At 68.3% G+C, this 25,189-nt stretch carries 19 protein-coding genes; 14 read left to right on the forward strand and 5 right to left on the reverse strand.

All coding sequences use genetic code 11. From position 1 onward, the window contains the following. Positions 1 to 29: 29 nt before the first annotated feature. Positions 30 to 1,457, reverse strand: a complete 1,428-nt coding sequence (locus tag AC1DBD_RS03130) for a family 4 glycosyl hydrolase (protein WP_476981399.1) — start codon at positions 1,455 to 1,457, stop codon at positions 30 to 32. 82 nt (positions 1,458 to 1,539) lie between these two features. Here AC1DBD_RS03130 and AC1DBD_RS03135 point away from each other — a divergent pair, with 82 nt between their 5' ends. The 6 genes from AC1DBD_RS03135 (at position 1,540) to tsaD (ending at position 7,485) form a co-directional block, all read left to right on the forward strand. Further along, on the forward strand, positions 1,540 to 2,631 hold the full coding sequence (locus AC1DBD_RS03135; protein ID WP_441417081.1) for a carbohydrate kinase family protein: 1,092 nt from the start codon (positions 1,540 to 1,542) through the stop codon (positions 2,629 to 2,631). A 628-nt stretch (positions 2,632 to 3,259) separates the two neighbouring features. Further along, positions 3,260 to 4,483, forward strand: coding sequence for an alanine racemase (gene alr / locus AC1DBD_RS03140; RefSeq protein WP_476981400.1), 1,224 nt, complete (start codon positions 3,260 to 3,262; stop codon positions 4,481 to 4,483). Further along, positions 4,480 to 5,130, forward strand: coding sequence for a tRNA (adenosine(37)-N6)-threonylcarbamoyltransferase complex ATPase subunit type 1 TsaE (tsaE, locus tag AC1DBD_RS03145; RefSeq protein ID WP_476981401.1), 651 nt, complete (start codon positions 4,480 to 4,482; stop codon positions 5,128 to 5,130). Before alr ends, tsaE begins: the two co-directional genes overlap by 4 nt. A gap of 2 nt (positions 5,131 to 5,132) precedes the next feature. Next, positions 5,133 to 5,804 carry a tRNA (adenosine(37)-N6)-threonylcarbamoyltransferase complex dimerization subunit type 1 TsaB gene (gene tsaB, locus AC1DBD_RS03150; protein WP_476981402.1) on the forward strand — a complete coding sequence of 224 codons (672 nt, stop codon included), beginning with the start codon at positions 5,133 to 5,135 and terminating at the stop codon, positions 5,802 to 5,804. A 53-nt stretch (positions 5,805 to 5,857) separates the two neighbouring features. Continuing rightward, positions 5,858 to 6,349, forward strand: coding sequence for a ribosomal protein S18-alanine N-acetyltransferase (gene rimI / locus AC1DBD_RS03155; protein ID WP_476925337.1), 492 nt, complete (start codon positions 5,858 to 5,860; stop codon positions 6,347 to 6,349). Next, positions 6,346 to 7,485, forward strand: a complete 1,140-nt coding sequence (tsaD, locus tag AC1DBD_RS03160; RefSeq protein ID WP_476981403.1) for a tRNA (adenosine(37)-N6)-threonylcarbamoyltransferase complex transferase subunit TsaD — start codon at positions 6,346 to 6,348, stop codon at positions 7,483 to 7,485. Before rimI ends, tsaD begins: the two co-directional genes overlap by 4 nt. Positions 7,486 to 7,501: 16 nt before the next feature. On the opposite strand, the gene AC1DBD_RS03165 is transcribed toward tsaD, so the two are convergent. Next, positions 7,502 to 8,653 carry a glutamate--cysteine ligase gene (locus AC1DBD_RS03165; RefSeq protein ID WP_476892141.1) on the reverse strand — a complete coding sequence of 384 codons (1,152 nt, stop codon included), beginning with the start codon at positions 8,651 to 8,653 and terminating at the stop codon, positions 7,502 to 7,504. A 355-nt stretch (positions 8,654 to 9,008) separates the two neighbouring features. Here AC1DBD_RS03165 and AC1DBD_RS03170 point away from each other — a divergent pair, with 355 nt between their 5' ends. Then, entirely contained in the window at positions 9,009 to 9,842 is an 834-nt protein-coding gene (locus AC1DBD_RS03170; protein ID WP_476908475.1) for a shikimate 5-dehydrogenase, read from the forward strand. Between the two features lie 21 nt (positions 9,843 to 9,863). Here the strand turns inward: AC1DBD_RS03170 and AC1DBD_RS03175 are convergent, their stop codons facing one another. After that, complete coding sequence (locus AC1DBD_RS03175) at positions 9,864 to 11,093, reverse strand: THUMP-like domain-containing protein (RefSeq protein ID WP_476981404.1); 1,230 nt, start codon at positions 11,091 to 11,093, stop codon at positions 9,864 to 9,866. Positions 11,094 to 11,149: 56 nt separating this feature from the next. Here AC1DBD_RS03175 and AC1DBD_RS03180 point away from each other — a divergent pair, with 56 nt between their 5' ends. The 4 genes from AC1DBD_RS03180 to AC1DBD_RS03195 all read left to right on the forward strand — a co-directional run bounded on the left by AC1DBD_RS03180 (position 11,150) and on the right by AC1DBD_RS03195 (position 16,138). Continuing rightward, positions 11,150 to 11,563, forward strand: coding sequence for a hypothetical protein (locus AC1DBD_RS03180; RefSeq protein WP_476981405.1), 414 nt, complete (start codon positions 11,150 to 11,152; stop codon positions 11,561 to 11,563). A gap of 334 nt (positions 11,564 to 11,897) precedes the next feature. After that, the gene (groES, locus tag AC1DBD_RS03185; protein ID WP_028275747.1) at positions 11,898 to 12,194 is read left to right on the forward strand and encodes a co-chaperone GroES; all 297 of its coding nucleotides are present in this window, start codon (positions 11,898 to 11,900) and stop codon (positions 12,192 to 12,194) included. 79 nt (positions 12,195 to 12,273) lie between these two features. Further along, positions 12,274 to 13,884, forward strand: a complete 1,611-nt coding sequence (gene groL / locus AC1DBD_RS03190) for a chaperonin GroEL (protein WP_175321229.1) — start codon at positions 12,274 to 12,276, stop codon at positions 13,882 to 13,884. Positions 13,885 to 14,074: 190 nt separating this feature from the next. Continuing rightward, positions 14,075 to 16,138, forward strand: a complete 2,064-nt coding sequence (locus tag AC1DBD_RS03195; protein WP_476981406.1) for an acyltransferase family protein — start codon at positions 14,075 to 14,077, stop codon at positions 16,136 to 16,138. 45 nt (positions 16,139 to 16,183) lie between these two features. On the opposite strand, the gene AC1DBD_RS03200 is transcribed toward AC1DBD_RS03195, so the two are convergent. After that, positions 16,184 to 17,152: a DUF389 domain-containing protein gene (locus AC1DBD_RS03200; protein WP_476892145.1), complete on the reverse strand. Its 969-nt coding sequence runs from the start codon at positions 17,150 to 17,152 to the stop codon at positions 16,184 to 16,186. Between the two features lie 146 nt (positions 17,153 to 17,298). On the opposite strand from AC1DBD_RS03200, the gene AC1DBD_RS03205 reads away from it, so the two are divergent. From AC1DBD_RS03205 to AC1DBD_RS03215, 3 genes are all read left to right on the forward strand, one after another. Further along, a complete protein-coding gene (locus AC1DBD_RS03205; protein WP_476981407.1) occupies positions 17,299 to 19,383 on the forward strand; it encodes an acyltransferase family protein in 2,085 nt (694 codons plus the stop codon). Between the two features lie 180 nt (positions 19,384 to 19,563). Further along, the gene (guaB, locus tag AC1DBD_RS03210) at positions 19,564 to 21,075 is read left to right on the forward strand and encodes an IMP dehydrogenase (RefSeq protein WP_175321232.1); all 1,512 of its coding nucleotides are present in this window, start codon (positions 19,564 to 19,566) and stop codon (positions 21,073 to 21,075) included. Between the two features lie 116 nt (positions 21,076 to 21,191). Then, the gene (locus tag AC1DBD_RS03215) at positions 21,192 to 23,033 is read left to right on the forward strand and encodes an ABC transporter ATP-binding protein (protein ID WP_476981408.1); all 1,842 of its coding nucleotides are present in this window, start codon (positions 21,192 to 21,194) and stop codon (positions 23,031 to 23,033) included. Positions 23,034 to 23,164: 131 nt separating this feature from the next. Here the strand turns inward: AC1DBD_RS03215 and AC1DBD_RS03220 are convergent, their stop codons facing one another. After that, entirely contained in the window at positions 23,165 to 25,069 is a 1,905-nt protein-coding gene (locus AC1DBD_RS03220; RefSeq protein WP_476981409.1) for a S8 family peptidase, read from the reverse strand. Between the last annotated feature and the right edge of the window lie 120 nt (positions 25,070 to 25,189).

Genomic DNA, 25,189 nt, shown 5'->3' on the forward strand with positions numbered 1-25,189 from the left:
GAGTGGCCCGCGTTGAGTGCCGGACTCGGCTAGGAGTCACCGGAACTGCGGACGTCGCTGCGCCAGAGCTGCAACAGGCCCGGGAACGCGGCCTCGTAACCGGCGAGCAGCTTCGCCGCGAGCTCGTCCGAGTCGACCAGCGGATGCCGGGCGAACGCGGCGAGGGCGGCCCCACGCCGCAGGCTGCCGGGTCCCGGCCCGGTGGCCTGGACCACGAGCCGTTCCACCTCCTTGATCCGCAGCATCAGCGCGAGCTGCGCTTCCGACGGGCGTTCCTGTGGGAGCGGCACCACTCCGTCGGCGTCCACCCGGCAGGGGACCTCCACGACGGCGTCCGCCGGCAGCCCCGGGATCGCGGCAGTCCGTGCACCGTCCGGGCCGGGTAGCGCGTTGGGGGTATTCAGCACCAGTTCGGTCCCGCCGCCACCGGAGAGGGCGCGCATCACCGCCAGCGCGACGCGCTCATAGCCTCCGCCGGCCAAGTCCTCCTCGTCCCGGTGCTCGCCAGCGGTTCGGGCCTCGGCCAGGTAGCCCTCCTCGCGGGACCGGCGGGCGGCATCCCAGAGCCCGTAGGCCTCCGCACCGGCGGACGCGAGCCGCGGATACAGCTCGGACTGCTGCCGGTGGATGGACTCGCCGCGGGTCTGGGCAGCGGCCCGCATGGCGGCCAGGGCGCGGGCGGTCTCGTAGTAGTAGAACAGGTACTCGTTCGGCAGGCAGCCGAGGCCGGCCAGAAAGGGTTGGGGGAAGAGCCGGCCCTCCTCGAAACCTGCCAGGGTCCCGGCGTCGGCGAGCAGGGCGGGGAGGACATCCCTGCCGCCGGACTCCAGCCGGTACAGCCAGCCCAGGTGGTTGAGCCCGTAGTAGCCGACGCCGTCGAGCCTGCCCTCGGGCAGCACGACGCCGGCGGCCCGCGCCGCGCGGTGCACCAGTCCGCCGGCCGAATCGCAGATACCCACCACCCGGCGGCCCAGCACCGGGACCAGGGCCTCGGTCACCATGCCAGCCGGATTCGTGAAGTTGACCAGCCACGCCCCGGGGCAGAGGCGTTTTATCGCCTGCGCCAGGGCCAACATCGGCGGGATGGTGCGCAGGGCGTAGGAGATGCCGCCGGCGCCGGTGGTCTCCTGGCCCAACACGCCCAGCTCTTGCGCCACGCGCTCGTCTGCCGTGCGGCCGGCTGTGCCGCCGGGCCGGATGGCGGCGAAGACCATGTCTGTGCCGGACAGGGCCTCGGCCAGCGACGTGGTGGTGCGGACCGGCGGCCCGCCGCCTTGTTCCCTGCCCGGTTCCCTGCCCGGCAGGGCGGCCAGCACCGCTTTGATGGCGGCCAGCCGGCCGGCGTCGACGTCGTACAGCACCAGCTCCCGGACCAGCCCGGCAAAGGGACCGGCGGAGAGCGCCCGGTAGACCAGCGGCACCCGGAATCCGCCGCCGCCAGCAATCATGAGCCGCATGGCTGCAGTCTATTCCGCGCCGCGCTGATGGGCCCGGAACGTCGTCTTTCGCCGGTTACCTGGACGGCGTAGTGTGCCGTGTATGGACGCGATTCCAGCGCCGCGCTTCGACCCGCTCGCCGCCGTCCGTACCCCGGCGGCGGGAAGCTTCGACGTGCTCCTGACCGGCACCGTATTCCAGGACATCATCTTCACCGGGCTGCCGCACGCACCCCGGCCCGGCACGGAAATCTGGAGCGACGGGATGGGCAGCTGTCCCGGCGGGGTGGCGAACCAGGCCATCGCCGCGGCACGGCTGGGGCTGAGGACCGGGCTGGCCGCAGCGTTTGGCGACGACGGCTACGGCGACTACAACTGGAAGATCCTCGACCGGCAGGAACACGTGGACCTGTCGCTGTCGCGGCGCGTTCCCGGCTGGCACTCGCCGGTCACCGTGTCGCTGAGTGTCGAGAAGGACCGGTCCATGGTGACCCACGGCCACCCGGCGCCGGTAACCTCAAGCGAACTGATCGGCTGCCCGCCGCCCGCGCTCGCCGCCGTCGCCGAGCTAGGCGAGGAGCTGGAACCGTGGGCCGTCGACGCTCACCGGGCCGGTGTCCGTCTCTTCGGCGACGTCGGCTGGGATCCCACCGGGACGTGGGCGCAGGCGCGACTGGACAACCTGAAATACTTCCACGCCTTCATGCCGAACCAGCAGGAGGCCATGGCGTTCACCGGCAAGGACAACCCGTGGGCCGCGCTCTACGCGCTCGCGGACAGGGTCCCAGTGGCCGTGGTGACCCTAGGGCCGCAGGGATCCATGGCGGTGGACTCCGAGACCGGTGAGGAGGAGTGGGTGCCGTCGCTGCCCGTGGCGGCCTTCGACCCCACCGGGGCCGGGGACTGCTTCGGGGCTGCGTTCATCGTCGGCTGCCTGGCCGGCTGGCCGCTGGGGGACCGGCTCCGGTTCGCCAACCTGTGCGCGGCCCTGGCCGTGCAGCAGGTGGGCGGCTCGCTGGCCGCTCCCGGCTGGGGCGACCTCGCCGACTGGTGGCAGCGGGCCAATGCCCGCAAGGAGCGGCAGGGCAGTCAATGGCTGCGCCGCTACCGTTTCCTGGAAGAAATCGTCCGCGACGTGCCGCCGGAGGCGCAGCGGCGGGCGACGGCGACGATTGCGCACCTCTCCGACGCCTAGCCCTTGGGGTGGCGGGCGGCTGGGGAGCGGGTGCGGGCCCGGCCGAGGACTGCGGGCCGAGGGACATGCCCTGCGTACGGGCCGTGGACTGGACATATTCCGCATATGCCCAGTCGTGGCTGCGAGGAGTGGGCATGTCCCAAAGCCAGGGATGGATCCGTGAATGGTTCGGGGGCGCCGCGGGCTGCGGGCCGAGGGACATGCCCCGCGCCCGGGCCGTGGACTGGACATAGTCCGCATATGCCCACTCGTGGCTGCGAAGATTGGGCATGTCCGGAGGCCAGGGATGGACCCGTGAATGGTTCGGGGGCGCCGCGGGGTGCGGGACATGGGACATGCCCCGCGCCCGGGCCGTGGACTGGACATAGTCCGCATATGCCCACTCGTAGCTGCGAGGAGTGGGCATGTCCCGAAGCAAGGAATGGATCCGTGAATGGTTCGGGATGCCTCGGACTGCGGGCCCCGAGGGACATGCCCCGCGCCCGGGCCGTGGACTGGACATATTCCGCATATGCCCAGTCGTGGCTGCGAGGAGTGGGCATGCCCCGAAGCCAAGGATGGGCATGTCCCAAAGTGCGGGGCGCCAGCGGAATTCAGCAGGATCTGCGGCCACCCGTAGAATCGTAAAGTGATATACCCAGCAGCAACAGGTGATTTCCGGCCGGTGGCGGAAGCAGGTCCGGACCACGTCGAGGAGCGCTCGGCCGTCATCGACCTCGAGGCGATACGGCACAACGTCCGGCGGCTGGCCAAGGTGGCTTCGCCGGCGAAGGTGATGGCCGTCGTCAAGGCCGACGCCTACGGCCACGGGGCCATCCCGGTGGCCCGCGCCGCGCTCAGCGCCGGGGCCAGTTGGCTAGGCGTCGCACATATCTCCGAGGCGCTTGCCCTGCGCGCCGCCGGGATCGAGGCCCCCCTGCTGGCTTGGCTGCACACCCCCGAGAGCAACTTTGCCGCCGCCGTCGCTGCCGGGATCGACATCGGCTGCTCCGGCTGGGAGCTGGGCCGGATCGTAACCGCAGCCCGCGAGCAGGAACGCCCAGCCAGGATTCACCTGAAGGTGGACACCGGGCTCGGCCGCAACGGCGCCACCCTGGAGTCCTGGGACACCCTGCTCGGCGAAGCGATGGACTACCAGGACCAGGGCCTGCTGCGGGTGGTGGGCATCTTCTCCCACCTTGCCGTGGCCGACGAACCCGAGCGCCCCGAAACCGACGATCAACTTGCCGCCTTCCGCGATGTCCTGGCGATGGCCCAGGACGCCGGCGTCGATCCCGAGGTCCGCCACCTCGCGAACACCCCGGCGACCCTGTCCCGCCCGGACACGCACTTCGACCTCGTCCGGGTGGGCCTCGGCATCTACGGGCTCTCACCGTTCGAGGGCCAGACTTCCGCGGAGGTCGGGCTGCGCCCGGCAATGACGGTGCGCACGGTCGTCTCGCACTGCAAGGACGTGCCCGCCGGCCAGGGTGTCTCCTACGGACTGAACTACCGCACCGGGGGCGCCAGCACGCTGGGCCTCGTCCCGCTGGGATACGCCGACGGCGTTCCGCGCGTCGCCACCGGAGGTCCGATCCGGGTGGCCGGAATCAGCTACCCCGTGGTGGGCCGCATCGCGATGGACCAGATGGTGATCGACCTCGGCCCGCTCCACGTCTCCGCCGGCGGTCCCAGCCTGCTGGGTGCCGAAGCCGTGATGTTCGGAGACGGTGCCGACGGCGGTCCCACCGCCGAGGACTGGGCCAGGGCAGCCGGCACCAACAACTACGAGATCGTCACCCGCATCAGCCCGCGGGTGCCGCGCCGCTACATCAACGAAGAGCCCGCACCGGGCGACGGGGCCGCGCAGTGAGCCACCCGGCCTGGCAGCGGACCCTGGAAGTGGGGACCGCGGAGCAGACACATGCCCTCGCGGCTGGCCTTGGCGCCGAGTTGCAGGCGGGCGACCTGCTAGTGCTCAGCGGCGAGCTTGGCGCCGGGAAGACCACCTTCACGCAGGGGCTCGGCGAGGGCCTTGGCGTCCGCGCCGGAATCATCTCTCCCACGTTCGTGCTGGTGCGGATCCACCCTAACCTTCCGGACGGACCCCGTCCCGGCGGCCCGGACCTGGTCCACGTCGACGCGTACCGGCTCGCCTCTGCTTCCGAAATCGACGACATCGACCTGGAAAACACCATGGACAGTGCAGTGACCGTCGTGGAGTGGGGCCGCGGCCGGGTGGAGCACCTGAGCGAGAGCCGGCTGGAGGTTGAGCTGCAACGCCGGCTGGGTGGCGCCCAGCCCAGCGGCACAGCCCAGCCCAGCGGCCCCGCCCAGCCCAGCGGCACAGCCCCGTCCGGCCCCGCCCAGCCCAGCGGCACCGACGTGCTGGATTTCGACACCGACGACGCCGACGAGCCCAGGACCGTGGTCTTCCGCGGCTTTGGGCCGCGCTGGGCCGAACCGCCCGCCGCCCTTGCCGGAATCCCTGACCTGCCCGCGACCACGGAAACGGACTGAAGATGCTGATCCTCGCCATCGATACCTCGGCCGTTGCCAGCGCGGCGCTCGTTTCCGATGATTCCCTGGAATCTGTCGTCGGCAGCTTCGCCACCGCGGACACCCGCAGCCATGCCGAGGTGTTGGCCCCGGGCATCAAGCAGCTGCTCGCCGCCGCGGGTCTCAGCGGCGCCGACGTCGACGTCATTGTCACCGGGGTGGGACCGGGTCCATTCACGGGCCTCCGCTCCGGCATCGTCACCGCCCGCAGCCTGGCTTTCGTCTGGCAAAAGCCCCTCTACGGGCTCATGAGCCTGGATGCCATTGCCCTGGAGGTAGCGGAGTCCACGGAAGCGGCCCCGGAGTTCATTGTGGCCACCGACGCGCGGCGCAAGGAGGTCTACTGGGCCCGCTACGCGCTGGCCGGGAGCCAGCTGCCGCAGCTGCTGGACGGGCCGCATGTGGGCTTCGCCGCCGATCTGCCGGACCTTCCGGTCTACGGCGCGGGCGCAGGCCTGTACCCGGACGTCCTCAATGCCGTCCCCGAGTTCGCCGCGCGGCAGCCCGAGGCGCTTTCGCTGGGCCAGTTCGCGCTGGCGCGACTCGCCGCCGGCGAGCCGCTCCTGGACACCACCCCGTTGTACCTGCGGGAATCGGACGCGCAGGTCCCGGGCCCGCGGAAGCGCGCCCTGTGAACGCCCCGGATACGCCGCGCGGACCGTCCCCGGCAGGTGTGAGCCTCAGGGACATGGCCTCCGCGGACATCCCCGCGGTGCACGAGCTGGAGCGCCGGCTGTTCCCGGTGGACGCCTGGCCCCTGCAGATGTTTGTCGACGAGCTCGCCCAGACCGAGACCCGACGCTACATCGTTGCCGAGTCCGGCGGCTCAATCGTCGGGTACGCGGGGCTGATGTGCATCGAACCCATCGCGGACGTGCAGACCATCGCGGTTGTGCCCGAACAGGAGGGCCGTGGCATCGGTTCGGCGCTGCTGACCGAGCTCATCCGGGAAAGCCGGCGGCGGCATGCGGCCGATGTGCTGCTGGAGGTGCGCGCGGACAACCCCCGCGCCCAGCAGCTCTACCGGCGCTTCGGCTTCGAGCAGATCCATGTCCGGCCGCGCTACTACCGCGACGGCGTCGACGCGCTCATCATGCGCCTCGAGCTGCACGCGACGGAACAGCCAGCGCCCGGCAACACCACGGACCACATACAGCCAAGGGGAACAGGCCAAGAATGAACCACCACCCACGCAGCTCCGCCCCCCTGGTGCTTGGGATCGAGTCCTCCTGCGACGAGACCGGCGTCGGCATCGTCCGCGGCACCCGCCTGCTCGCCAACACCGTCTCGTCCTCCATGGAGGAGCACGTGCGCTTCGGCGGGGTCATCCCCGAGATCGCCTCCCGCGCGCACCTCGACGCCTTCGTCCCCACCCTCCGGGAAGCGCTCGCCGCAGCGGAAGTGACGCTGGACGATATCGACGCCATCGCTGTCACCTCCGGCCCGGGACTGGCCGGAGCCCTGATGGTGGGCGTCTGCGCAGCCAAGGCCCTCGCCGTCGCCACCGGCAAGCCGCTGTACGCGATCAACCACCTCGTGGCGCATGTGGGCGTCGGACTGCTCGAGCCCGGCGGCGGCGCGCCGGACGACGGCGGCTCGGACGACAGCGGGCAGGCGGCCGGCTCCGGGGCCGCCCTGCCGGAGAACCTCGGCGCGCTCCTGGTCTCCGGCGGCCACACCGAGATCCTCCGGATCCGCAGCATCACTGACGACGTCGAGCTGCTGGGCTCCACGATCGACGACGCCGCCGGCGAGGCGTACGACAAGGTGGCCCGGCTGCTGGGGCTCGGCTACCCGGGCGGGCCGGCCATCGACAAGCTGGCACGCACCGGCAATGCGAAGGCGATCCGTTTCCCCCGTGGTCTTACCCAGCCCAAGTACATGGGGACCGCGGAGGAACCCGGCCCGCACCGCTACGACTGGTCCTTCAGCGGACTCAAGACCGCCGTCGCCCGCTGCGTGGAGCAGTTCGAGGCGCGCGGCGAAGCGGTGCCGGTGGCGGACATCGCGGCCGCCTTCCAGGAGGCCGTGGTGGACGTGATCACCTCCAAGGCGGTGCTCGCCTGCCGCGAAAACGGCATCACCGAACTGCTGCTGGGCGGGGGAGTGGCGGCGAACTCGCGGTTGCGCCAGCTCACGGAGCAGCGCTGCACGGCGGCCGGAATCCGGCTGACCGTCCCGCCGCTCTCGCTGTGCACGGACAACGGGGCCATGGTGGCCGCGCTCGGGGCGCAGCTGGTGATGTCCGGAATAGTGCCGAGCGGGCTCGGCTTCGCGCCGGACTCGTCGATGCCGGTGACGAGCGTATCCGCCTAGGAGACGGCCCAGGAATCTAGGCTTCGGGCCCCTTGCGCATCTGCTCGACCAGATCCAGGACGACGGCGCGCAGGTCCCCGCCGTGCTCCGCGGCGACGCGGCGCTGCCGCTGGTAGCCGGCCCCGCGCTCGATAATCTTCTCGACGTCGGCCAGCTCCGCGCTGCAGCCGAGCTTGGCAGCCACGGGCTCGAGCCGGGCCAGCGTCTCCCGCAGGTGCTCGGTGACGAGCTGCTCGTTGCCGTCGGCGTCGAGGATGATAATTGCGTCCAGACCGTAGCGGGCCGCGCGCCACTTGTTTTCCTGGACATGCCAGGGCGGCATGGTCGGGATGGTGCCGCCGTTGTCCAGGATGGTGGAGAACTCGTCCACGAGGCACTGGGTCAGGGCGGCGATGGCCCCCACCTCCTCAAGCGTGGCCAGGCCGTCGCAGATGCGCATCTCGATGGTGCCGAGGTTGGGTACCGGCCGGATGTCCCAGCGGATCTCGGAGAGGGTGTCGATCACCCCGGTGGTGAACATGTCCTGGACGTAGGACTCGTATTCTTCCCAGCTGGAGAACTGGAACGGCAGTCCCGCCGTCGGCAGCTGCTGGAACATCAGCGCGCGTTGCGAGGCGTAGCCGGTGTCCTCGCCGCCCCAGAACGGGCTGGAGGCGGACAGCGCCTGGAAGTGCGGGAAGTAATTGACGAGCCCGTCGAGTACAGGAAGTACCTTGTCGCGGCTGTCGAGGCCCACGTGCACGTGGACGCCGTAGATGACCATCTGGCGGCCCCACCACTGGGTGCGGTCGATCAGCTTGGCGTAGCGCGCCTTGTCGGTGACGGGCTGGAGCTGCGGCGGGCTGAAGGGGTGGCTGCCGGCGCAGAAGACTTCGACGCCCATCGGGTCGGTGACCTCGCGCACCGCGGCGAGGGAACTGTTCAGGTCCGCCTTCGCTTCCGCCACGGTGGTGCAGATGCCCGTGACGAGCTCCACCGTGTTGAGCAGCAGCTCCTGTTTGATGTGCGGGTGTTCGTCATCCTCGTTCAGCTCGGGATGCCGGGCGGAAACGCCGCGGAGCACCTCGCTGGCCACCGAGGCCAGCTCACCGGTTTCGGCGTTGACGAGCGCGAGCTCCCATTCCACACCAAGAGTTGATTGCCTGGATGAAGCGAAATCAATCTTCATGTGGTCCCTTCGCTGTTTTGTTGCCCGCCGGTGTTTGTCACCTGCCAGTGTGTGTTCGCCGCCGGTGTTCATTGGCCGCTGGTGTTCATTGGCCGCTGGTGCAGCCCGGTTGCGGCATGCAGTGGCCAGGCAGCGGTGTTCAAAGTCTAGTGCAGGGGTAGCATCCAACTGGTGGTCAAGTTACAGCTGATGCGTGAGAGTTTTCACAGAAGAAGCCTGTTCCCGGCAGCCGCGGCGGTTCTGCCAGGGCTCGCCCTGGTATCCACAGGCTGCACCGCCCCCGTCGGGCGGCAAGGGCCTGGTTCCGGCTGCCGCTGAGCCGTTGCCGTGGCGTTTCGTGGCGTTTAATGGTGCTGTGCCCATCCTGAATAAAGACATGACCCTGTGCATCTCGCTCTCGGCCCGGCCGAGCAACAACGGGACCCGCTTCCACAACCACCTGTACGAACAGCTGGGCCTGAACTGGATCTACAAGGCCTTCGCCCCCACCGACCTGGCCCAGGCCATCGCCGGCGTGCGGGGCCTGGGCATCCGCGGCTGCGCCGTGTCCATGCCATTCAAGGAAGACGTCATCGCCCTCGTGGATGTCATGGACCCGTCCGCGAAAGCCATCGACTCGGTCAACACGATCGTCAACGACGGCGGTAAGCTCACGGCCTACAACACCGACTACACGGCGATCGAGCAGCTGCTGGAACGCAACGCCGTCCCCACGGACTACACGGTGTGGCTGCTGGGCGCCGGTGGAATGGCGAAGGCCACTGCGGCGGCACTGCGCGACGCCGGATTCCGGCACGTCACGATCATCGCCCGCAACGAGGCGGCCGGCCGGGCGCTCGCCGGGCTCTACGGATTCGAATGGCGTGCAGTACTCCCGGCCCCGGATTCCGCAGAGGGCACAGCCGACCTGCTGATCAACGTGACGCCCGTCGGCATGGCTGGCGGCCCCGAGTCCGGCGCCCTGTCCTTCCCGCCGGAAGCCGTGGCGGCCGCGAAGGTGGTGTTCGATGTTGTGGCGCTGCCCGCCGAAACGCCGCTGATCAAAGCCGCGCGTGCGGCCGGCAAGCAGGTGATCACCGGCGCCGAGGTCGCCACCATCCAGGCCCTCGAACAGTTCGTGCTCTACACGGGCATCCGGCCCAGCGACGAACAGGTCCGTGCCGCCGAGGAGTTCATGCGGGCCCAGTAGCCCCGCCCCGCAAGGCCGGCCCTAGGCCGGTTCCACCGAGATGGCCACCCGCTCCTCCCCGATCCTGGTGAGGACCAGGGTGGCCGTCTTCTTGGCCGCATTCTTGGCGTTCCTGCCGCCGCCGGGGAGCAGTTGCTTGCGCAGTTCCTCCGGCGTGACCGAGGTGCCGCGCTTCTTGATGTCAAGGACGCCCACGCCGTTGTCCTTGACCCAGGACTTGAGCGCCTTGACGTTGAACGGCATCACCTCAAGGACCTTGTACGCGCGGGCATACGGGGTATCGTGCAGTTCCGGCGCGCAGATATAGGCGATGTGTTCGTCCAGCAGATGACCGCCCAGCTGGAGCGCGACGTCGGCGACCAGGCCGGCGCGGATCACGGCGCCGTCGGGCTCGTAGAGGTAGCCTTCCACCGGGCCCAGCGGGGCCTCCGGCCCGGCGCCGAAGTCCTCCGAGCTGGTGAGCTCCGCGGCGCCTTGCGGGCCGAGTACCAGCGCGGCACGCCGGATTCCGGGCCGGCGGACCGCGTTGAACCACAGCGCAACTTCGGTGACGTCGCCGCCCACCGAGACCCACTGCGCCTCGCAGTCCTCCGGGACGGAGGCATGCGGCATGCCCGGGCCCATCTTCACGCCGACGGCACGGCCGGACGAGGCCAGGGATTCCACGAAGGACAGCGGGGGGGAGAAGTCCTCCGGATCCCAGAGTCGCTTGGTCCCGGAACTTGAGGTGGTGCGGCGCGCCGGGTCCAGCCAGACGCCGTCAATCCCGTCGAGCGGGACGGCGGCGGCATCGGCATGGACGACGGTGGCGTTCCGGAACGGGATCAGGTTCATCGTGGCGCAGGCGGCGGTGGTTTCGTCCAGTTCCACGGCGGTCACCTTGATGTCCAGCGAGGCCAGGGCCATTGCGTCGGCTCCCAGTCCGCAGCCCAGATCCGCCACATGGGCAATCCCGGCCTCGGCGAAGCGCTGCGCGTGCCGCGCCGCTACGGTCAGCCGGGTGGCCTGTTCCAGGCCGGCCCGGGTGAAAATCATCTGCCGGGCGAATTCACCGAACTTCGCTTCCGCCTTTGTCCGCAGGCGGGACTGGGTGAGTGCCGCGGAGACCAGCTCGGGGGAATGACCGGCCTTCCGGAGCGAGGCGTTGAGGCGGAAGGCCTCCTCCTCGCGGTACGGTCCCAGCGAGGCCAGCAGCTCCCAGCCCTCCGGATTGAGGAGCGGGGCGATCTGGTCCTGCGTAGTCTCAGCCATGCCATCAAGCGTAGTTCAGGCGGGGAACGCCGGGCGCGCCCGATAGGCTGGACGGCATGGATGGCAGGGACACAGACGACTTCGGCACGGCAGGCACCCGGGAGAACACCGTCGGGGAGGCCAGGGGCAGCCGGGGACTGGCCCGCTTCGCCCGGCCGGCGCTGATCGCCGGCGTCGTGATCGCCGTCGTGTGCGTGGCGTTGCTCGTCATTATCTTCTTACTGGACTCCTTCAATGCGACCGTCTACTCGGTCGGCGGCAAAGACGTGAAGGATGCGACCGATGAGGCGCGCGCGATCCGTGACACCTATGCCGCAGCCCGGGTGGGCGGCATCATCGCCCTCGTCCTCGGCGCGGTCGCTGCCCTCGCCGGCGGCTTTGTGCTGTACCGCGAACGCAACGCCTCCGCCCGGATCGAGGAAGACGACGACGGCCAGGACTGGGACTACGAGGACCTGGCGGGGGAGTAGGCCGCCCCAGCCTGGGCGCGGACCGAGGGACATGCCCATCCTTCGGCACCAGCACCGGACATACTGCCGATATGCCCATTGCCGGCAGCTGGCGATGAGCATGTCCGTCACTCCGGACGGTCCCGCCGGACGTTCACCAGTGACGAACTTCTGGCACTCACCTTGACCGAGTGCTAACTACTTACATAGAGTCGTCATTAGCACTCTCCCTAGGCGGGTGCTAACACGTGAAGCATGTTCCGCCGGGCTACTGCCGGCACCGCGACGACGGTTTGTACGCCACGGATCACCGCTTCATAGTCCACAAATTTGCTGACGAAAAGGAGAGGTCCGAGTGTCGGTCTCTATTAAGCCTCTTGAGGATCGTATTGTTGTCCGCCCGCTCGAAGCCGAGCAGACCACGGCTTCCGGCCTGGTTATCCCGGACTCCGCACAGGAGAAGCCGCAGGAAGGCGAAGTTGTTGCAGTAGGCCCCGGCCGCTTTGATGACAATGGCAACCGCGTTCCCGTTGACGTTGCCGTTGGCGACGTTGTCATCTACTCCAAGTACGGCGGAACCGAAGTTAAGACCGGCGGCACCGAGTACCTCGTGCTCTCCGCCCGCGACGTTCTGGCGATCGTCGTAAAGTAACTCTCTTGGACCCCCGCGCCGCCGATCCTTCGCTTTGAACGAACGGCTGCGCGGGGTTCTGTCTTGAAAGGACAAAACCATGGCAAAGCAGCTTGCGTTTAACGACGCTGCCCGCCGGTCGCTCGAAGCCGGCATCGATAAGCTCGCCAACACGGTCAAGGTGACGCTCGGCCCGCGCGGCCGCAACGTCGTGCTGGACAAGAAGTGGGGCGCCCCCACGATCACCAACGACGGTGTGACCATCGCCCGCGAAGTAGAGCTGGACGACCCGTATGAAAACCTTGGCGCACAGCTCGCCAAGGAGGTCGCCACCAAGACCAACGACGTCGCCGGCGACGGGACCACCACCGCCACCGTGCTCGCCCAGGCCCTGGTCAAGGAAGGCCTGCGCAACGTTGCCGCCGGCGCCGCCCCGGGCCAGATCAAGCGCGGCATCGAGGTCTCCGTCGAGGCCGTGGCCGCCCGCCTGCTCGAAAACGCCCGCCCGGTCGAGGGCACCCAGGTGGCCAACGTGGCCGCGATCTCCGCACAGAGCGACGAGGTCGGCGAGCTCCTGGCCGAGGCCTTCGGCAAGGTCGGCAAGGATGGTGTGATCACCATCGAGGAGTCCTCCACCACGCAGACCGAACTGGTCCTCACCGAGGGCATGCAGTTCGACAAGGGCTACCTGTCCCCGTACTTCGTCACCGACGCGGAACGCCAGGAAGCAGTCCTCGAAGACGCCCTTATCCTGATCAACCAGGGCAAGATCTCCTCGGTCCAGGAATTCCTGCCGCTGCTGGAAAAGGCGCTGCAGAGCTCCAAGCCGCTCTTCATCATCGCCGAAGACGTCGACGGCGAGGCACTCTCCACGCTGATCGTCAACCGTATCCGCGGCACCCTGAACGTCGTGGCCGTCAAGGCTCCCGGTTTCGGAGACCGCCGCAAGGCCATGCTGCAGGACATCGCGACCCTCACCGGCGCGCAGGTTGTCTCCCCGGAACTGGGCCTCAGCCTGGACACCGTGGGCCTTGAGGTCCTGGGTACCGCCCGCCGCATCACCGTCACGAAGGACAACACCACCATCGTTGACGGCGCCGGTTCGGCCGAGGACGTCGCGGCCCGGGTTGCCCAGCTGCGCGCCGAGCTGACCCGCACCGATTCGGACTGGGACAAGGAAAAGCTGCAGGAACGCCTGGCCAAGCTGGCCGGTGGCATCGGCGTGATCAAGGTTGGCGCTGCCACCGAGGTCGAGCTGAAGGAAAAGAAGCACCGCATCGAGGACGCCGTGTCCTCCACCCGCGCTGCCCTCGAAGAAGGCATCGTGGCCGGCGGCGGCTCCGCCCTCATCCACGCCCTCAAGGCGCTTGATGAGGATCCGGCTGTCCAGGCGCTCGACGGCGACGCGGCAGCTGCCGTGGGCATCGTCCGCCGGGCCTTGACCCAGCCGCTGCGCTGGATCGCCCAGAACGCCGGCTTTGACGGCTACGTCGTCGTCGCCAAGGTGGCCGAATCCGCTGTCAATCAGGGCTTCAACGCCAAGACCGGCGAATACGAGGACCTGATCGCGGCCGGTGTCATCGACCCCGTCAAGGTCACCCGCGCGGCCCTCCGCAACGCGGCCTCCATCGCGGCGCTGGTTCTCACCACCGAAACCCTCGTGGTGGAAAAGCCGGCCGACGAGGACGAGCACGCCGGACACCAGCACTAAGGTTTCCGCGCACTAGGTTCCGTGCAAAGAAGGGACCGGACCAGCGTCAGCTGGTCCGGTCCTTTTTGTTCCCCGGAGCCATGCCGTCGGGGTCCGGGCATCGTGGCCGGCGTCATCCGAAAGGGACCGACGCCGAACCGGGTTGTATAGTTGCTCTGGCTGTCTTGCGTTGTTTCTACGGGGGTTTTGTATGTCTGGAGCGGTAACGCTCGTCTCGCCGCGCGAAACGAGCGCCGAGCCACGTCCTGCCCGGGGGACGAAATTCAGGCCGGAAATCCAAGGACTGCGTTCGCTCGCGGTGCTCATGGTGGTCACCTACCACATCTGGTTTGGCCGGGTGTCCGGCGGCGTCGACATCTTCCTGCTGATCTCGGCGTTCCTGATGACGCTGCAGTTCGTGGGCCGCTTCGAGCGGGGTTCGCAGATGGCGCTGATCAAGCATTGGCTGCACCTGTTCCGGCGGCTCCTGCCGGCGGCCGCCGTCGTCATTGTCACCACGCTGGCGGCCAGCTACTTCCTTTTGCCCCGCACCCGCTTCCCGGATGTGGTCGCGCAGAGCTGGGCATCGCTGTTCTACGTGGAAAACCGCGTCCTGCAGGCCGAGGCCGTCGACTATTACGCGGGGGACCACGCGCTGGCCAGCCCGCTCCAGCACTTCTGGTCGCTGTCCATCCAGGGCCAGGTGTTTATCCTGTGGCCGCTCATCTTTGCCGGCGCAGCGTTCCTCGCACGACGGTACAACCTGCGCTACCGGGCGCTGCTCAGCTACATCTTCGCCGCGATCTTCCTGGCTTCGCTGACCTTCTCGATCTACTACACGGCCACCAACCAGTCCCAGGCCTACTTCGACACCGGCGCACGCCTCTGGGAGTTCGCACTGGGCACGCTTCTGGCCTTGTTCCTGCCGGGCTTGTCGTTCCTTTCGCAGTCGGTGCGCGTGGTCCTCGGCTGGGTCGGTGTCCTGGCCATGGTCAGCTGCGGCTTCATCCTGGATGTGGAAGGGGCTTTCCCCGGGTTCGTGGCGCTCTGGCCCACCCTGGCCGCCAGCTGCGTCATCCTGGCAGGGCAGACCAACAGCCGCTGGGGAGTGGACCGCATCCTCAGCGCTGGCCCCCTCGTAAGGCTCGGAGATAATTCCTACGCCCTCTACCTCTGGCACTGGCCCGTCCTGGTGCTTGCCCTGGCTTGGAGCGGCAAGGAGCACGCGGGATGGCTATCGGGCAGCCTCATCATCGCCGTCTCACTGGGGCTCGCCTTCCTGACCACCCGATTCGTCGAGAAGCCGTGGCGATCCTGGGCATGGCCGGAAGTCCGACGTCGGCGCGCTGCCCTCGCCGTGGCGCTCTGCCTCGCAGTGGTCGCGGTGCCGCTCACCGCGGTGCAGCTTCAGCAGCACTTCCAAGCACAGGCTGTGATGGCAGAGTCACAGCGGAACAACCCCGGCGCCCTGGCCCTGGTGCCCGGTTTCGTCAGCGCGGCGGACAGCGACGCCCCGATCCTGCCCCTGCCCGAACAGCTCAAGAACGACTGGTCCAGCCTGGGCAACCGGTGCTCCGGCGACCTTGAACCCGAGGACCGTTCGCTGAGGAGCAGTTGCTCGCAGAACACGGCTCCGGACAAGCCCGCCAAGACCGTCCTCGTGCTGGGGGATTCCCACGCGCAACAGTGGCTGGCCGCTATCGATGCCGTCGGCAAGAAGAACGGTTGGCGCGTCTATTCCATCCTCCGGGCCGGCTGCCGGTACACCATTGCCGCCCAGGGGCGGTCCATTCCCTGTGACACCTTCAACGCTGCCGTCACGGAAGAGGTCACCGACAATCCGCCGGACGCCATCATCACCGTGGGCACCGTCGCCGCGGTGTCTTCCCCGGCGGAAAAGCTGTCACCCGGCCTTGAAGCGACCGCGAAATTCTGGACCGGGAAGCACGTCGAGATGGTCGCTATCCGCGATAACCCGCGCTTCAACTTCAACATTGCCGAATGCGTGGCGAACAAGGGAATTGAGAGCCCGGACTGCGAACGCGCCGAACGCGACGTGCTCGCCGCGAAGAGCCCTCTGGCTCCGTTGCATGGCCGGGTGCCAGGACTGTCGTTCGTTGACATGACCGACCTGATCTGCGACGGAAAAACCTGCCCGGGGGTGGTCGGGAACACGTTCGTCTACAAGGACAACAACCACCTGACCCGCACGTATGTGGCCTCGATGTCACCCGTGTTCGGCCAGCGGCTCGCTGAGTCGACCGGCTGGATGTAGCGCGCAGGCCCCGCAGGGGACTCCCCGGGGCCGGCCCGGTGCAGCTCAGTGGTGCAGGCGCTGGGCGTTCCTCCGCAGCTTCCGCGCGGCGTCGCGCGGCAGCCGCTTCGTGACTAGCCGGTAGAACAGCAGCACCGCCACCGCCGAGACAATAATCCCGACCAAGTTCACAAGGAGCTGGAGGGCGGAACCTGCGGCCTTCTGGTACTCGCCCAGCACGAGGGAAACCGCTACGAAACCGGCGGCCGGGACGGTGGTCACGGAGATGAACACCCCGATGAGGGCCGCCGAGCGCCGGCTGATCACGGACAGCATGCCCGCGGTCCCTGCCAGCAGGGCGACAATCAGGGAATAGGGCCCCGGGTGATAGATGAACTCCACAGCCGAACCGCGGTCCAGGGCGTCAGCTGGAAAGAGCCCGAGTGGTACGGAGAGCCAGGCCGTGAAGGCCGCCGCCAGCATCGCGACCGGGAACCCGACGCCGAGTGCCAGTGCCGCGCTGCGCCCCAGCCGCCACTGGCGCCGCACCAGGGCCACGGCCAGGGCGGCGAGCGGGCCGAACTCGGGCCCCACCGCCATGGCACCGACGATCGCGATGGTCGAGTCGGTGACGATGCCGATCGCGGCCAGCTGCGTCGCGAGGACCAGAAACGCCAGGTAGCTCCACGTCAGCCGGGAATCCTCCCCGGTCTGCCGCGACACCTCATCCCAGATCATTGCGTCCGCGCCTTCGCCGGGCGCCTCAGCGACCGCCTGGTCCGCGCGATCGGAAAGCACCAGCTCCGGCGTGGTGACCGAGATGGAGCCAACGTCCTGGACGTTCAGTGCGTGGAGTTTTTCGATCAGCGACTCGACGGACTCCCGTGCCATGAACACGAGGATGACGTTGCCCGGCGGCACCACCGAGGCGCCGGGGTGCAACGCAACCTCCGCGACGCCAAGCTCACCGGAGCAGCACTCCACCACGGCTCCGGAGAGCTCCTCCGGGACACATATCCGCACCTGCACGATCACTCGCGGCCTCCTTCGACTCGTAACAGCCTAGCCTCGCCGGTAAGCCCTGCCCCGGGAATCCCGGGCGGAAGGCGCCCCGGAAGTTGGCAATGAAAATTACGGTTCGGTAACATTGATGTTTTGGAAGCCAGCCTGAGGGATCCCGCGTGACGAACGAGCGAACCATAGCCAGCCCGCAGCACGCGGCCGCGGGTTCTCCCGCGAGCCGAAAATCGGGGTACCGCCCGGAGGTGCAGGGCCTGCGTGCCCTCGCCGTTCTTATGGTGGTGACCTACCACGTGTGGCTTGGCCGGGTCTCCGGTGGCGTCGACATCTTCCTGCTCATCTCGGCCTTCCTGATGACCCTGAGCTTTGCCCGCAAGGTGGAAAGCGGTAAGCCGCTCCGCCTGGTGAGCCACTGGCTGCATCTGCTCAAGCGGCTGCTGCCCGCCGTCGTCGTGGTGGTCCTGGGCGTGCTGGCCGGCACCTGGGCCATCCTGCCGGCGAGCCGCTGGCCGGACATCCTCGACCAGGCCTGGGCGTCACTGTTGTACCGGCAGAACTGGCTGCTCGCGGACTCTGCCGTGGACTACTACGCCCAGGACCACTCGGGAGCCAGCCCGCTGCAGCACTTCTGGTCGCTGTCCATCCAGGGGCAGGTCTTCCTGTTGTGGCCGCTCGTGTTCGCGGGCGCCGCCCTGTTGCACAAGGGACTGCGCCGCTGGACCGGGGTGGACGAACGACTGCTGAATTACCGCCTGTTCCTGGCCCTCGCGTTCGGCGCCATCTTCGCCGCATCGCTGGTTTACTCGATCGAGCAGACCGCCAGCAACCAGGCCTACGCCTACTTCGACACCCGTGCGCGGCTTTGGGAATTCGCTTTGGGCTCGCTGCTGGCGCTGGCCCTGCCGTACCTGAAACCGGGAAGGATCCTGCGCCTGGTGCTGGGCTGGGCGGGACTGGCGGCGATGCTCTCCTGCGGGCTGCTGCTGACGGTCGACCGTTCCTTCCCCGGATTCATCGCGCTGTGGCCGACGCTGGCTGCCGCCGCCATCATTGTGGCGGGGCAGAGCGGCAGCCGGTTCGGCGTGGACCGTTTCCTGACCTGGCGGCCGCTCGTCGCCCTCGGCGACAACTCCTACGCCCTCTACCTTTGGCACTGGCCGTTGCTGGTGCTGGCCCTGGCCGGGATGGGAGTCAGCGCGCCGGACCTGTGGCAGGGGCTCGCGATAGTCGCCATCTCCGTGGTGCTGGCCGTGCTCACCACCCGCTTCGTGGAGAAGCCGCTGCGCGAGTGGCACTGGCCGCAGCGCCGCGCCTGGCGCACCGTCGTCGTCATCGCCGCCTGCGGGGCCCTGCTGGCCGGCCCGGTGACTTTGTGGCAGAGCCACATTGTGGCCGACGAAGCCGCGGCCGCGTCCCAGCCGAAGGAACTGACGCCCGGCGCCGCAGCCCTGGCCCCGGAGAACGCCGGGAAGCCGACGCCGGAGGCCAAGATCATCCCGGCACCGGCCGCCATGAAGAACGAATGGGCCGACATCGACGGGCTCTGCACCGACGGCAACGTGCCCAGCGACCCCCTCCTGCAGGGCTGCCTGCAGAACAGCCGGCCGGACAAGGTCACCAAGAAAATCGTGGTGCTCGGCGACTCGCATGCGCAGCAGTACATGGCCGCGCTGGGCCCCATCGCCAAGAGCCACGGCTGGGAGGTCGTCACCCTGCTCAAGGGAAACTGCCGCTTCGGGGGAGAGTCACCCGAGCGGGATGCCGACTGCAACGCCTTCAACAAAGCCAGCTCCGACTACGTCCTGTCGCACAAGCCCGACGCCGTCTTCACGGTCGCGTCGCTGACGCACAAGGAGGCGCCGTTCGAAACCGAGGTGCCGCAGTACCTGGAGGGGATCAAGCCCTTCACCGACGCCGGCATCGAGGTTGTCGGCATCCGCGACAACCCGCGGTTCACCACCAACATGCCCGAATGCGTCCAGAAAAAGGGCCCCGACGCCGCCGAGTGCAACGTCCCGCTGCAGGAATCCCTGGCGGCGTCCTCACCGCTGGACGACTACCGCGGCAAGGTTGCCCGCCTGCACCTGATGGACATGAGCGACTTCATCTGCGCCGACGGGACCTGCCCCGCCGTCGTCGGGAACGTGTACGTCTACAAGGACGACAACCACCTGACCAAGACCTACGTCCAGAGCATGATCCCAATGTTCGAAAAGCGGCTGCTCGCCGCCACCGGCTGGAAGTGACGCCCCGGCGCCGCCAGTCGGATGCCGTTGCTCACATTCGCGTCCCGGAATATGGGGATCGCCGCCAAGGTTCTAGTATTTACACAACACTTCTGCACAGGCCATGCCCGTAATGACGGGCTGGTCATCTGCTGCAACCCCTACCCGTGAACCCAGAAACCCAAGGTAAGAGGCGCACTCATGACCCAGCCCGAACACGACCCTTTCGGCTTTGTTGGCCTGACCTACGACGACGTCCTGCTACTGCCGGGACACACCAACGTCATCCCCTCCGAAGCTGATACCTCCTCGCGGATCTCGAAGCGCATCACGGTGAACACGCCGCTGCTGTCCGCCGCGATGGACACCGTCACCGAGTCGCGGATGGCCATCGCCATGGCCCGCCAGGGCGGCCTTGGCGTCGTGCACCGGAACCTCTCGATCGCCGACCAGGCCGACCAGGTGGACCGGGTCAAGCGCAGCGAGTCCGGCATGATCACCAACCCCCTCACCATCGGCCCCGAGGCCACGCTGGCCGAGTTGGACGAGATCTGCTCGCACTACCGGGTCTCCGGCCTGCCGGTCGTGGACGAGGGCATGCGGCTGCTGGGCATTGTCACCAACCGCGACACCCGCTTCGTGCCGGAGACGGATTTCCCGATCCGGCTGGTCAGCGATGTCATGACCAAGATGCCGCTGGTCACCGGTCACGTCGGCATCAGCCGCGAGGAAGCCTCGCACAAGCTTGCCACCAACAAGATCGAGAAGCTCCCGCTCGTCGACGAGCAGGGCCGGCTCAAGGGCCTCATCACTACCAAGGACTTCACCAAGGCCGAGCAGTACCCGCTGGCCACCAAGGACGATGAGGGCCGGCTGCGCGTCGGTGCCGCCATCGGGTTCTTCGGTGACGGCTGGGAGCGGGCCATGGCCCTGATCGACGCCGGCGTGGACGCCCTCTTCGTGGACACCGCCAACGGCCACTCGCAGGGCGTGCTGGACATGATCCGCCGGCTGAAGTCCGACCCGGTGGCAGCGCACGTGGACATCATCGGCGGCCAGGCGGCCACCCGCGAAGGCGCCCAGGCCCTGATCGACGCCGGCGCCGACGGCATCAAGGTCGGCGTCGGCCCCGGATCCATCTGCACCACCCGCGTCGTCGCCGGCGTCGGCGTCCCGCAGATCACCGCCATCTACGAGTCCGCCAAGGCGGCCATCCCGGCCGGCGTGCCGCTGATCGCCGACGGCGGCCTGCAGTACTCCGGCGACATCGGCAAGGCCCTGGTCGCCGGTGCGGACACCGTCATGCTCGGTTCCCTGCTGGCCGGCTGCGACGAGTCCCCGGGCGACCTGATCTTCGTCAACGGCAAGCAGTTCAAGAGCTACCGGGGGATGGGTTCGCTGGGGGCCATGCAGACCCGCGGCAAGAACACCTCCTACTCCAAGGACCGCTACTTCCAGGCCGACGTTTCCGGTGACGACAAGCTCATCCCGGAGGGCATCGAAGGCCGCGTGGCGTACCGCGGCCCGCTCTCCTCCGTGGCCTACCAGCTGGTCGGCGGCCTCCGCCAGACCATGTTCTACACCGGAGCACCCACCGTCCCCGAGCTCAAGGCCCGTGGCAAGTTCGTCCGGATCACCCCGGCCGGGCTGAAGGAATCCCACCCGCATGACATCCAGATGACGGTGGAGGCGCCGAACTACGGTTCGCGCTAGTCCCCGGCGCCGTGGGCCCACCCGGCCCCCGCCACCACGCCAACTTGAAGGGCCACGGGATTCGTCCCGTGGCCCTTTCGCGTTCCGCCGCCGCGGCCCGCAACTAGGCTGGAGGCATGTCCGAACTCCTGCCCGCACGCGAGCCGAAGCGGAAACTGGCGCTGCGGCCCTACGCCCGGGCCGTGGCACAGGTTCTGCGGGTCAGCTTCCGCGCCTCGCCCGCCGCCGTCGTCATGAAAGTCGTGGGCTCGCTGGTCTCGGCGCTGCTGCCCCTCGTCACCACCTACTACGCCGCGCTGACCACGACGGCGCTGGCAGCCGCCTATGCGGGAAACGCCGCCGCCGGGCAGCAGGCCATCGTCTACGTCATCATCACCGCGGCGCTTGGTCTGTTCTGGGGAGCCTTCAGCAGCGTGGACCGCTACATCCAGCAGCTGATGAGCTTCCGGGTCGGCGCGATCGTCGGGGACCTGATGTACGAGCGCTTCCTCGCCCTCGACTTCTGGCGCTACGACGACAAGGAAACGGTGGACCTGCACGACCGGGCGAAGCGCTTCTCCGATTCCTACGCCCGGGTCCTGGACCGGATCGCCGCCATCTTCACCCAACTGGTTTCGGTGGTCCTGGCGATCGGCGCGCTGCTGCTGGTCAGCTGGTGGATCGCGGTGATCGTTTTGGTCGCGATCGTGCCCAGCGTCTACCTGCAGTTCAAACTGTCCCGGGAACAAATCGCGCACTGGAACACGCAGGTCGATTCACGCCGGCAGCGCCGGATGATCGAAACCAACCTGCTGCGCCCGCAGCACATCGCCGAGATGCGGCTCTACGGGATCGTCGGCTACCTGATGGGGCTCCGCTCCCGGCTCCGGGACGCGGATGAGAAGCGCCGGCTCGACTTCCAGAAGCGCTACATCCCCAAACAGCTCGCCGCCGACGCCCTGCAATACGGCGCGGAGGTGGTCTCGCTGATCTGGGTGGTGGGCCAGATCATCGCCCGGGCCCAGCCGGTGGGGCAGTTCCTCTACGTCCAGCAGATCGTCAGCCGCGCCCTGTCCACCGCCAACAGCCTCGTCTCCTCGCTCAGTTCCATCGACGAGGACCTCGCCAACCTCAAGGACTACGAGCTGTTCATGGCGCTGCCCGTCCACTCCGACCATGCCCCGCCCCTGCTCCAGGCGCCCCGGACCGTGGAACTGCGGGATATCCGGTTCACCTACACCGGCAGCGAGCTGGAGGTCATCAAAGGGATCTCGCTGACCATCCGGCAGGGCCAGCACATCGCGGTAGTGGGCGAGAACGGCGCCGGCAAGTCCACCCTGATCCGGATCCTCGCCGGGCTCTACCGCCCGGATTCGGGCCAGGTGCTGCTCGACGGCGTGGACCTCGCCGCCGTCGACGTGAAGTCGTGGCACCGCCACCTCGCGGTGCTCAGCCAGGAGTTCCTGAAGTACGAGTTCGCCACCGCGGCGGAGAACATTTTCTTCGGCGACGTCGATGCGCCGCGCGACGACGACCGGATCCGCCGGGCCGCGTCGGACGCGGAGGCCCTCGAGTTCATCAACAAGCTGCCCAACGGGCTGGATAACCACGTCAGCAACTGGATGGAGGACCCGCGCGGCCGGAAGGGCAGCGGCCTGTCCGGCGGGCAGTGGCAGCGCCTGGCCATGGCCCGGAACTTCTACCGGGACGCGTCCTTCATGGTGATGGACGAACCGACGTCGGCAATCGACGCCCTGGCCGAGCACCGGATCTTCACCCGGCTCTTCGCCGACCGCAGCAGCACGATCATCGCCATCAGCCACCGGCTCGCCACGATCGAGAAGGCGGACATCGTCTACATGCTCGAGGACGGCCGGATCGTGGAGCAGGGCACGCACAAGGAACTCGTGGCACTGCGCGGCCGCTATTTCCGGATGTTCGAATCGCAGCTCGCCGTCGACGAGGCCGAGGGGGTCTGAGCCGCCGGACATGCCCTCTGCCGGCGACGTCCCGTGGACATAGCGGTGTTATGTCCACTCCGGGGCACAAAGAATGGGCATGTCCTCCCGGGGAGGGAGGGCATGCCCATTCTTAGCAGCGGCCGGTGGTGCTACGAGGTGGTCACCGAGGTGTCGTCAAGGTAGAAGTACGTTGCCAGGGAGGAATCCTCCACGCCGAGGAACCGCAGCGTGACGGTCTTGCCCTTGAACGAGGACAGGTCCAGCGTCTTCAGGACATAGCCGGTGGACTTGTTCAGGTTGGAGTAGGTGGCCAGCGTCGTGGTCACGCCGCCGCTGATGGCCTGGACCTTCAGGGTGTCGTATGCGGTGCTGGTGGTGGTCTCATCCGAGAGCGTCTTCAGGTAGAAGGACAGCGAGGAGCCGCTGACGGAGGACGGGATGGAAAAGGCCTGGTCCAGCGTGTACGACGTCGACTTGCCCCAGCCGTTCAGCCCCGCGAAGCCGCTGCCGCTGCGGGCGGCCGTGCCGGTCTCGAAGGTGTCCGACTGGTTGGAGGTCCAGGACGCCGAGCCGCTTTCAAAGCCGGGGTTCAGGAGCAGGTTGCCCGACGGCGGCGGCGGGGTGCTTCCGCCGAGGAGCCCCATCGTAGCCGTGGCGTCAGAGAGGCCGGCGCCGCAGCCCTTGGTGCAACCGCCGGGCATGGCCCGGGTGCCCTGCCGGAGCGTGGACTCGACCTGGGCAGGGGTGAGGGCAGGTGACTTGGACTTCATCAGGGCGACGAGCCCGGCGACGTGCGGGGTCGCCATCGACGTGCCCTGGTAGCTGGCGTAGCCGGCCGCACCCGGCGTCGTGGTTCCGGTGTTGAGCGTGGAGAGGATGCCTCCGCCGCTGACGCTGGTGTCGCCGCCCGGAGCGGTGAGATCCACGGTGGCGCCGTAGTTGGAGTAGTAGGAGAGGGCGCCGCTCGGGTTGCTGGCGGCGACGGTCACCACCGAGTTGCAGTTGGCCGGACGGAAGCCGGAGGCATCCTGGTTGCTGTTGCCGGCCGCCACCACCACGGTCGTACCCCGCGACACGGCGGAGTCGATGGCGGCCTGGTAGGTGGTGCCGCAGGCGCCGGAGCCGCCCAGGCTCATGTTGATGACCTTGGCCGGATTGGCGTTGGCGGGGATCCCGGAGACAGTCCCGCCGGAGGCCCAGATGATGGCGTCCGCGATGTCGGAGAGGGAGCCGCCGCACTTGGCGAGGACCCGGACCGGCAGGACCTTGGCGTTGGGCGCGACACCGGCCACGCCGGTGGAGTTACCCGTCACCGCGGCGATGGTGCCGGAGACGTGCGTGCCGTGCCAGGAGGAGTTGCCGGCGGTGGTCTGCCCGCACTCGCCGGCGGCGTACCAGTCACCCTGGTCCTGGGCGTTGGAGTCGCGGCCGTTGCCGTCGCGCCCAGCGGTGGCATCGGAGACGAAGTCGTAGCCCGGCAGCACGTTGGCGTCCAGGTCCGGGTGTGCGGTGATGCCGGTGTCGATCACGGCAACGGTGGACCCCGACCCGGTGGAGACATCCCAGGCGCCGGGGATCCGCATGCCATTGGCGCCGGTGAAGTCCCACTGCTCCCCGTAGCGGGTGTCGTTCGGCGTCAGGACGGCCGTCATGCGGGCGTCGGGTTCGACGGCGTTGACGGAGCCGGAAGCGACGATCGAGTCGATGAAGTCCGTGGCGGCCTGGTCGGACAGGGGTTTGTCGGAGGCGATCAGGGTTGCTCCGGTGGCCAGGGCGCGCAGCTCCCGTACGCTCACCCCCTGCTGTTTGGCGGCCTTGCCCCAGGCGTTCGCGCGGCCGTTGGGGGTGGCGTTGCCCGGGGTCTTCTTGAAACTGACGATGAACTGCGTGTACGCCTCGCCGGCGTTGACGTCCGGCGCGGGGACATTTTCGGTGGCGACCGGCCCGGTGCCGGGGGCGGCGAGCACCGGGGTGACGGCGAGGGTCATGGTTCCGACGACGGCGGCCAGCGACAGGGCCAGGACGCGGGACTTCCTGAGTGATGCACTTCCCATGGGTTCTGCTTTCTTTAACCGGGCATTGCGGAATGCCCGGAACTGGGTGTGGAGGCCCCCGGCGAAATCCCCGGCCGGCCGAAAGTAAACGTAAGGGCATTTTCAGGTTTTGTAAACTAT

The organism is Arthrobacter sp. 10T419, from assembly GCF_056394105.1.

Bases quoted from the DNA above. Each gene is read 5' to 3' on its own strand.
- rimI (WP_476925337.1), top strand. From the start codon at position 5,858: ATGGCCTCCGCGGACATCCCCGCGGTGCACGAGCTGGAGCGCCGGCTG.
- tsaD (WP_476981403.1), top strand. From the start codon at position 6,346: ATGAACCACCACCCACGCAGCTCCGCCCCCCTGGTGCTTGGGATCGAG.
- AC1DBD_RS03220 (WP_476981409.1), bottom strand. From the start codon at position 25,069: ATGGGAAGTGCATCACTCAGGAAGTCCCGCGTCCTGGCCCTGTCGCTG.
- AC1DBD_RS03165 (WP_476892141.1), bottom strand. From the start codon at position 8,653: ATGAAGATTGATTTCGCTTCATCCAGGCAATCAACTCTTGGTGTGGAA.
- AC1DBD_RS03195 (WP_476981406.1), top strand. From the start codon at position 14,075: ATGTCTGGAGCGGTAACGCTCGTCTCGCCGCGCGAAACGAGCGCCGAG.
- tsaB (WP_476981402.1), top strand. From the start codon at position 5,133: ATGCTGATCCTCGCCATCGATACCTCGGCCGTTGCCAGCGCGGCGCTC.
- groL (WP_175321229.1), top strand. From the start codon at position 12,274: ATGGCAAAGCAGCTTGCGTTTAACGACGCTGCCCGCCGGTCGCTCGAA.
- AC1DBD_RS03215 (WP_476981408.1), top strand. From the start codon at position 21,192: ATGTCCGAACTCCTGCCCGCACGCGAGCCGAAGCGGAAACTGGCGCTG.
- AC1DBD_RS03175 (WP_476981404.1), bottom strand. From the start codon at position 11,093: ATGGCTGAGACTACGCAGGACCAGATCGCCCCGCTCCTCAATCCGGAG.
- guaB (WP_175321232.1), top strand. From the start codon at position 19,564: ATGACCCAGCCCGAACACGACCCTTTCGGCTTTGTTGGCCTGACCTAC.
- AC1DBD_RS03130 (WP_476981399.1), bottom strand. From the start codon at position 1,457: ATGCGGCTCATGATTGCTGGCGGCGGCGGATTCCGGGTGCCGCTGGTC.
- AC1DBD_RS03135 (WP_441417081.1), top strand. From the start codon at position 1,540: ATGGACGCGATTCCAGCGCCGCGCTTCGACCCGCTCGCCGCCGTCCGT.
- AC1DBD_RS03180 (WP_476981405.1), top strand. From the start codon at position 11,150: ATGGATGGCAGGGACACAGACGACTTCGGCACGGCAGGCACCCGGGAG.